The sequence below is a fragment of the Neobacillus drentensis genome (assembly GCF_036962765.1).
Lineage (GTDB): Bacteria > Bacillota > Bacilli > Bacillales > Cytobacillaceae > Neobacillus > Neobacillus drentensis_C.
Window position 1 is genome coordinate 6,403 of sequence record NZ_JBALOS010000098.1, and the last position, 8,832, is coordinate 15,234.

General features: G+C 36.3%; 9 protein-coding genes, 1 tRNA gene and 1 pseudogene. 6 read left to right on the top strand and 5 right to left on the bottom strand.

Annotation, left to right across the window (positions count from 1 at the left end; translation table 11 throughout):
• Positions 1-456 precede the first annotated feature (456 nt).
• Positions 457-1,008: pseudogene (locus tag V7137_RS30680) on the top strand (hypothetical protein).
• Positions 987-1,715, top strand: a complete 729-nt coding sequence (locus tag V7137_RS30685) for a hypothetical protein (protein ID WP_420490128.1) — start codon at positions 987-989, stop codon at positions 1,713-1,715. Before V7137_RS30680 ends, V7137_RS30685 begins: the two are co-directional and overlap by 22 nt.
• 109 nt (positions 1,716-1,824) lie before the next feature.
• Here V7137_RS30685 and V7137_RS13775 read toward each other — a convergent pair.
• The 4 genes from V7137_RS13775 to V7137_RS13790 form a co-directional block, all read right to left on the bottom strand.
• Positions 1,825-1,910: transfer RNA gene (locus tag V7137_RS13775), tRNA-Gln, on the bottom strand.
• A 51-nt stretch (positions 1,911-1,961) separates the two neighbouring features.
• A complete protein-coding gene (locus V7137_RS13780; protein WP_335698615.1) occupies positions 1,962-3,047 on the bottom strand; it encodes a Ger(x)C family spore germination protein in 1,086 nt (361 codons plus the stop codon).
• Positions 3,040-4,125: a GerAB/ArcD/ProY family transporter gene (locus V7137_RS13785; RefSeq protein ID WP_335698616.1), complete on the bottom strand. Its 1,086-nt coding sequence runs from the start codon at positions 4,123-4,125 to the stop codon at positions 3,040-3,042. The genes V7137_RS13780 and V7137_RS13785 overlap by 8 nt, the downstream gene beginning before the upstream one ends.
• Before the next feature lie 19 nt (positions 4,126-4,144).
• A complete protein-coding gene (locus tag V7137_RS13790) occupies positions 4,145-5,641 on the bottom strand; it encodes a spore germination protein (RefSeq protein WP_335698617.1) in 1,497 nt (498 codons plus the stop codon).
• Positions 5,642-5,844: 203 nt separating this feature from the next.
• Between V7137_RS13790 and V7137_RS13795 the strand changes: the two genes are divergently transcribed.
• Positions 5,845-6,756: an LCP family protein gene (locus V7137_RS13795; RefSeq protein ID WP_335698618.1), complete on the top strand. Its 912-nt coding sequence runs from the start codon at positions 5,845-5,847 to the stop codon at positions 6,754-6,756.
• A gap of 197 nt (positions 6,757-6,953) precedes the next feature.
• Here V7137_RS13795 and V7137_RS13800 read toward each other — a convergent pair whose 3' ends face one another.
• Complete coding sequence (locus V7137_RS13800; protein ID WP_335698619.1) at positions 6,954-7,253, bottom strand: hypothetical protein; 300 nt, start codon at positions 7,251-7,253, stop codon at positions 6,954-6,956.
• 162 nt (positions 7,254-7,415) lie between these two features.
• On the opposite strand from V7137_RS13800, the gene V7137_RS13805 reads away from it, so the two are divergent.
• The 3 genes from V7137_RS13805 to V7137_RS13815 all read left to right on the top strand — a co-directional run.
• Entirely contained in the window at positions 7,416-7,685 is a 270-nt protein-coding gene (locus tag V7137_RS13805; RefSeq protein ID WP_335382749.1) for a DUF1292 domain-containing protein, read from the top strand.
• A gap of 130 nt (positions 7,686-7,815) precedes the next feature.
• Positions 7,816-8,064 (top strand): hypothetical protein, encoded by a 249-nt coding sequence (locus V7137_RS13810; protein ID WP_218349712.1) that lies wholly within the window; start codon positions 7,816-7,818, stop codon positions 8,062-8,064.
• 23 nt (positions 8,065-8,087) lie between these two features.
• The coding region (locus V7137_RS13815) for an alpha/beta fold hydrolase (RefSeq protein ID WP_335698620.1) at positions 8,088-8,832 on the top strand (745 nt) is incomplete at its 3' end.

An 8,832-nucleotide genomic window follows, 5' to 3' on the forward strand; every position in this document is an offset into this window, starting at 1 on the left:
GATGAATTTTCTTCTAATTGCTCGGCAATTTCTTTTTGGATATTTTTTTATCAATGGCTACCCTTTTTTTCTTTGGAGAAGTAATTTCCTGAAGCCTTGTTTTAATTTTAAGATTATTCGTAGTTAGTGGCATCTAACAATAGAGGTGCAGTTCAATTTTTGCCAGTCCCTTTAATTATGCCATTGGGTACTCTTATTAGAAAAGAACAAAGGAATTTCGAACAGTAAAATCTCTTTAACACTTGAAAAAGGGCAGACGCTGTCAATTATCCGCATAATGAAAATATTAAGAAATAAGATGTTAATAGAAAAAGATTAATAATATTTCTTGAGGCAGTTCTGATCGGTTCACTCTAAGACTGCTTCTCTTAAGTTTAGGAGGATTTAATCATGTCGAAAATTACGTTTTTAGGAGCAGGGAGCACAGTCTTTGCAAAAAATGTTCTTGGTGACTGCATGCTTGTCCCCGCACTTGAAGGCTTTGAATTTGCATTATTTGATATCGATGAACAACGCTTAAGAGATTCGGAGAGAATGCTCATTAATTTAAAAGAAAGTTTAAATAAAAACATTAAAATAAAAGCCTATCGAAATATAGGAAGGAAGCATTGAGTGACGCAAAATGTGATTAATGCTATTCAAGTAGGCGGGTATAAACCGAGTACTGTTATTGATTTTGAAATCCCTAAAAAATATGGGTTACGACAAACAATTGCCGATACGATTGGCATTGGCGGGATTTTTCGGAATCTCAGAACCATCCCGGTAATGCTTGATTTTGCCCGTGATATGGAAGAAGTTTGCCCTGATGCGCTTTTCTTAAACTATACAAATCCTATGGCGGTTTTAACTGGTGTAATGAATCGTTTTACACCAATCATACTGTTGGCTTTTGCCACAGTGTACAAGTGTGTTCGAAACATTTATTTAAAGCACTTAGTATGGATCCCGAAGGTATTCAGGAGAAGATTGCCGGTATTAACCACATGGCATGGTTATTTGAAGTAAAGAGAAATGGTGAAGATCTTTATCCCGAAATTAAAAGAAGAGCAAGAGAATTGCAAAAAACGAAACATAAGGACATGGTTAGATTTGAGCTAATGGATAAGTTTGGCTATTACGTCACAGAATCATCAGAACATAATGCCGAATATCATCCTTATTTTATTAAATCAAGACACCCAGAACTTATTGAAAAGTATAATATTCCCCTTGATGAATATCCCTGCCGATGTGAGAAGCAAATCAAGGACTGGGAAACGATGAGGGAGAACCTGGTCAATAACAAATCCTTGGTACATGTGCGTTCCAAAGAATATGGATCACGGATTATAGAAGCGATGGAGACCAATACCCCCTTTAAATTCGGCGGAAATGTATTGAACACAGGAAGGCTCATCAGCAATCTTCCAGAGAAAGCTTGTGTAGAGGTGCCATGTATTGCCGATCGAAGTGGTATTACGCCTACCTTTGTCGGGGATCTCCCAGAGCAGCTTGACGCACTGAATCGAACGAATATTAACACTCAATTACTCACGATTGAGGCAGCAATGACACGCAAAAAGGAGTATATTTATCAAGCAGCCTTACTTGATCCACATACAGCTGCTGAACTATCAATAGATGACATTGTCTCGCTATGTGATGACTTAATAGAGGCACACGGAGAGTGGCTGCCACATTTTAATAGTAAGGAATCTATTGCGTTAAAATAACAAATTGTACCGTACTGGTTATGTTTAAAATAGCCCTTGCAACATAAATAAAAAAAGGTTAGTCAGTGTTTTTAACTGGCTTACCTTTTTTGATTGGTTAACATAGAAAAGGGCTTGGAGGGATTTGAACCCACAAGACACTCTGCAGTCAACATGAAGGACTACAGGTTGCTCTACCACTTGAGCTACAAGCCCTGATATTATTTTGCCCATGTTCCTCGAAAATATCCTTTTCATTTTAAAGAATTAATCTACAGTCCCAGTTTGTTTGATATTCACCTTTACATGTACATGAACTTTTGCTGTTGGATAGAATCTCTTCCATTTTTTTTCATTAAAATCGCGATCTTGTTCTCTATATTTTGCACCTAGACCTAAAGGGTCCACGCCATGTTTTTGAAACTTTTTGATGAGTTTTACTGAGTTTTCTTCTAATTGCCCGGCAATATCTTTTTGGATATGTTTTTTATCCAATGCTACCCTTTTTTTCTTGGGAGATGTGAATTCCTGAAGCCTTGTTTTCAACTTAAGATTAATCGTAAATTCCGGTCGGCCTTTTTTTATTTTTACTTGATAGTGTGCTTTTGAATGAAGATTATCTAGAACGACCCTTTCACCATTTTCTAAAGTGAAACGCTGTAAGCCTTGTATATATTTATCAACTAAACATTTAAATGTGAATGCATCCTCCATAAAAATAGGAAAGACATATCGATCATCTTTTAATATCGCAAGGCCAATAATTTTAATATTATCTTCTATCTGTTTGATTAATGGCAAGTAGGGATCCTGTCCATTTTGGTTAAATTGAAATGAATATGTTTGTAAATTTGATTCAGGAAGATTATCTGATTTCATGGATTGATCCAGCATTTCTTGTACAAACAACGAAACATTTTCTGTTTTGAATTTCTCCATTTTAAGTAGTTCACTGGCATCCCCATCGACGACAGCCATTTGAATAATACTGCCAATGGCTGGGTCACGGTTTAGGGTGTCAACTACATCAGTAATCCCTTTTTTTGCTAGTGATTTCCCAAAAAGTGCAACCCGTAATTGACCGCTGACTAGTGGATACCGTGACTCATTATTAATTTTGCTCCGAATTTCTTTACTCGTTTCACCTAAGGATATTTTGACATCAGTGGTAGAGGGCTGATCCTTCTTATAAATTGGATAGGTAATGGATCCTTTTATCATATTCTTTCCGGCCCAATCATATCCTACCCCCTGCGCCATATTGATTTGATTGACGATATTGGTGGGTATCAAAGAACAACCGGATAATAAGAAAATAGTAACCCATATTCCTATTAAGGCTCGATTAGCCATTTTGTTTTCTCCTTCTTAGTATTGTGAAAATTATTAGGAGGATTGGGATGTAGCCATAAAAGATCCATAAATTCATTTGGGTTACGTATTTATCCAGTGTTTCTTTCCATTGTTCGGTTATTATTTGAGATATAACGACACTAAGTAGGCTTAAAATGATTAAAAAGTTCTTTTGTTTCTTTTTAAAAATTCTCTTTAGACCTCTGGTAGTACACCATAATAGTAAAGCGATCAATGCTGAAACGATAATTAAATACATAGAAATATATAGGTATTCAAAGCGTTCTAAATAAGATAGCCGGATAATTTTTATTAAAGTTAATTCTGGCCAAATGATTTCATTTAACTGTCTTTCACTATAATACGTAAATGATACAATCGCAGAAAGCGTATATAGTAAGGTAGTAAACAATACAGCTAAATGAGCGAACTTTTTTGATGATTTAGGATCTCTTATAAATGGATAGAACATGAGTAACGTTTCTGTTCCTGCTAACGTATACATAGAACTTTTGACTGCATCCAGCATATCCAAAAAAGAATGATTCATGATTGGCAGTAAATTGGAAAAATGAGCAGCTTTCAATGGAAAAATATAAAGGACGATTAGGATGATTTGCGGAAAAATAAATGACAAAAAAGAAACACCAACAACAACCCGAAATCCTCCAGATACACAATAATAAAGTGATACAAGTATTAATGAACTTAGAATCCATGAAGGTAAAGTAGGGAACATCCATACTTGAATAATCTCAATATATCCAAGCAAGACCGAGACACTGGCCAGCCAATAATAAATCATAATGATAAAACTAAAAAAATTACCAAGAATATTCCCAAAAACTTTTGAATGGACATCAACGATATCTCCATCGGCTTTATCGAGCAGTTTAAACATCATCCATATGAATAGTTGAACTAAACACCCTGCCAAGAGTACACCAATCCAAGCATCATATCCTGCTTTCGCAGCAATAGTTCTTTGGAATCCTAATATGCCAACCCCAACTTGTGAATTATAAATAATAAAGAAAACTAAATAGGGAGAAACTTGATGCCTTTTATTCACTTGCACTGGAATACCCCTCTACGATTTATTCATAAAAATCGTTCACTGGCTCTGGGTTTTCTCGATTCCCAGTTGCTTTTCTTTTCTTTTGCGGTCTAAGAGTGGTCGGATTTTCTTGCTGTTTGGAAAAAGGAAGTCTAAACCAAAGATCTTGAAAGGATGTTGATCGCATTGGGTATAAGCTTAAATAAGGACGCCCGAGAGAAGTTAACCGTAATAAATGGATTTGTGTAAATTGCCATCCTAAAAACACCCCAAACAATCCAAACCATTGGGAAAGAATAATTACTGGAAACTTAATAAACCGAACAGTGTTGCTAAATTTATAAACCGGCGACGTATAGGAAGCTAGGGTACCGAGCCCTACTAAAATAAGCAATACATTACTAGTTAACCCCGCTTCAACGACTGCCTGTCCGATAACAATCCCACCCACAACCCCAAGAGATTGCCCGATTTTAAATGGTAAACGAATACCTGCCTCTTTAACCATTTCAATCATGATTTCTAACATTAAAGCCTCTAAAAAAGGAGGAAAGGGAACAGTTGCCCTTGAACCAACTAGAGTTTCGAGCAATGGGGCAGGAATCAATTCATAATGATACGTCATGATCGCTACATACAAGGGAGTAGCTAGCCCAGAAATGTACAAAGTAAAAAAGCGTATGAGTCGAAAGAAATTTCCAATAATCCAGGAATAACTATAATCTTCCATCGCAATAAACGATTCAATTAAGGTAACTGGAACAAGGACTAGATTTGGTGAACCATCCACTGCAATGATTATTTTTCCTTCTGTTAGCCCTGCTGCCACACGATCGACTCGCTCAGTTGATATCGATTGTGGGAACAAGGAATTCGTATTGTCCTCAATCATTGAAGAAAGATAAGCACTGTCCTGGATATGATCATATTGAACATCGTTTATTCTTTGAACAACCGTGTTTACATTTTCCGGATCCGCAATCCCATCCATATAGATAACGGCAACATTGGTTTTTGAAAGTTCGCCGACTTTCATTTCGATTATAAGCAATTCAGGGACAGGTAATCGTTTTCGAATAAGATTAATATTGGTGTCTAATTCTTCAATAAAACCAACTTGTGGTCCAACTGTCGACGATTCCATCATTGCTATACTAACATCACGGAATTTACTGTTAGCAATATTTATTAATAAACATTCTTCATCTTGTTCATGCCTTTGAAGTGCCAAGAATCCCCGCATTAGGTTTTCAATGATTACCTTAGGATCATTTGTACAAAGAATTTCTTGTACAGGTATAACACTTTTTAATTCCTCTAATGATAGCTGCTCATTCAAAAAGGGCAAAACATCCTGGTGAAGGATGTCAGATGAAATCAGTGTCCGATAGTACGAAAGCCAAAAAGGATTCTCCTCTTTAATGGAAGTGTGCTCATGAACAAAGTCATTTGACTTTGATAAACGTTGGAGCCAGCCTTCTTCGTTATCGTTTTGTGGGTTTGCTTCCTTGTAAGGAAGATCTGCATTTGGTTTCATGATACACCCTCAAAATAATTTTTTTCTTATTATGTGTAGAAAAGGGAATTTTATGCAAATCATCCTGTGATTATAAGGTTTATGGAAGGAAAGATAATGCCAAGGAAGAATAAACAAAAGCAAAAGATGAGAAATTAACAGGGTAGCAACTTTTATTTTGAATCGAATATTAGTGAAAGTTGGTGAAAAGCTTGAGAATATTCATGATCATTTTACTTTCTATTTTTTTAGGAGGCTGTTCAGCTGGAAATTTAAGTGGACAAAATCAAGTTCAACCCTCTTCACCATCCCAAAATGAAGACAGTACTAATCATAAAGATAAAAAAGGTATGATGAATTTTCTTTTAATAGGGAGTGATTCAAGGGGGGAACCTCAATCTTTCTCTGATGCCATCATAATAGCCCAATATGTTCCTAAAGAAGGTAATATCAAGTTAATTAGTTTGATGAGAGACAGTTATGTCAAAATTCCTGGCTATTCTAAAGGTTACGACAAACTCAATAAGGCATACTTTATCGGTGGTAATGAATTATTGAAGAAGACGATCTATCAAAATTTCGGAATGAAAGTGGATCACTCCATTTCTATTGATTTTGAAGGATTTGCTAACTTTATTGACCTTATTGCACCGGAAGGAATCACCGTCAATGTGAGTCAGAAGATGATTGATGATTTCAAGATGAACGTAAAACCTGGAGAGAATGCGCTGAAAGGAAGAGAATTGTTAAAATATGTCCGCTTTCGACATGATGCCGAAAGTGATTTTGGCCGAGTAAAACGACAACAGGAAGTGATCGTCAAGGTAAAGGAACAATTGAAAAATAAATTTAGTCATATTGAGTCGTTAGCAGCTCTGCCGGATTTTGTAGAGGAAAGTTTAAATCATGTGGATTCAGACATGGATAAAGGAGAGATTTTATCAGTTTTATCTAAACTGGTTTTTTATCCGATTAAGAACATCGATAGTTTACGGATTCCGGTCCAAAATAGCTATGTAAATAAAACGTATCCGCATTCTGGCGCAGTCCTTGAAATAAATTTGGAAGCTAATAAAGAAGCATTAAAGGATTTCTTACTTAAGCCTTCACCCGTTAATAGAGAGTATCATTATTAATATGCTAAAGAGCAGACATAAGCTTGGGATTATGTCTGCTTTTTTACTATATCAGCCCTATTTGTTGGTAAAAAATGTCTAATTGCACAGAACACCTTGAAATCGGCACAAAACTCATGAGAAATAGCACAAAACTTTAAAAATCCGCACAAAACCAGCCAAAATTGGCACAAAACTACTCAAAAATGGCACAAAACTTATTTTTTCAGTGTGTTGATTTCTTCTGTAACAACAAAAGCAAGATCATCATTGCCGAACAACGATAACACACCAAGCAGCGTTTGGTCACCGATTTCTCCAGCTTCTTCTTTAGGTACAGTTAGCTCAATTGCCTCTCGTAATGCAGGGTTAGATCCCTGATTCGGATAGGCTCGCAAATAAAGCTCTTCCGGATCTAGATCATGATTCACGCACCATTGAGCAAATACAAGAATCATCATATTCTCTTCGCCACGATAATTTTCGATAATCTTTTCTTCTAACTCTTTTTGATTCATTGGGATTCTCCTTAGAAAGCATTATGTACTAATTATATAAGATTTTTGTCGAATATATAGTGGAAATACATGTTTTCGAATTATATGTTTTCGAATTAAACCCATTCTTTTTTGGGATACTGTCTTAAGAACATACTTTTTATATGAAAGGGGAACGTATAGATGAGTAAAGTTGAAGTAGGCGAAATTTTTACTATCAGTGATGAGAACGATGAAGAACAAGAAGTTGAAGTGCTAGGGGTAATAAATATTGAAGGAAATGACTATGTGGCTGTCGGATTTGCCGAAGATGTTAAACAAGAAACGGATGAAGATATTGATATCTTTTTCTTGAAGGTAGATGAAGACGGTGATTTTTCCGCCATTGAAAGTGATGAAGAGTTCGACAAAGTTTCAACAGCTTTTGATGAAATGATGGACGAGGAAGAGTAATATGCAGGGTCCAAGAGGGATTAATTAATCTCTCTTTTTATTTTCATTGACTTCAACTGGGAAAATTATGTATGTATAAAAACTTTCTTGGCATACTACTTATGAATAAGATTTTAAAAGGAGCAATGTAATGTTAATTGAAGAAGGTACAAAATATCAAATATCGCAAGGGGTTAAAAGTTTTTTCAATTCAGCTGAATCCTTAACTGTCAAAAGTTATAATGGGGTTACAGTTCAATTTACACTTGCAGATAGTAAAGGTCATGGTTCCATGCCAATTGATCACTTAGAATATTTATTGAAAAAATCAAATTTAACACTAATCCCAAATAAAAGAATATTACTAAGCAACGATAATAGCGAAGAGCAAATTAGCTGAACAAACTCTGGGGTGATGCCTGTATGGAAATGAAGAAACTCATGGTTCAAGAATCATCGGTGGCATATATAGATAGTGGGAAAGGGAAAACAATCGTTCTTCTCCATGGCTTTTGTGGTAGTTCTAGTTATTGGGAGTTTGTTATCCCAGCGTTATCAACTGAATACAGGGTGATTGCTCCCGATCTTCCTGGACACGGGCAGTCAGAGCCTTTAAAGGGCAGCAGTTCGATTGAGGATATAGCGGATCAAGTGAAAAAACTGCTGGATGCATTAAGTATATCTGAGGTAACAATGTTTGGTCACTCATTGGGCGGCTACATCACATTGGCCTTTGCCGAAAAGTACAGCAGCCAATTAAATGGTTATTCTTTGATTCATTCCACCGCATTCCCTGATTCGGAGGACGCGAAAAAAGGCAGAGTAGCTAATATTGAAAAAATAAATAAGTCTGGGATTTATTCGTTAATCGACGGCTTGGTACCGAAACTATTTTCTCCGGAAAACCAAGATGAGAATTATGTGGGGACGGCAATGGAAATAGGCTATTCTACTTCCGCACAAGGCGCGATCGATACCCTCCATGCGATGAAAGACCGGCCAGACCGAAACCGAGTATTAGAATCCTCGACATTGCCTGTTCTGTTAGTTGCAGGTGAACAAGACCAAATCATCCCAGCAGAAAAAACATTTTCGGTCAGCAAGGCCAATATTAAGCAATCATTAATAAAAGAATCGGGCCATATGAGGATGTATGAAAATCCCATGG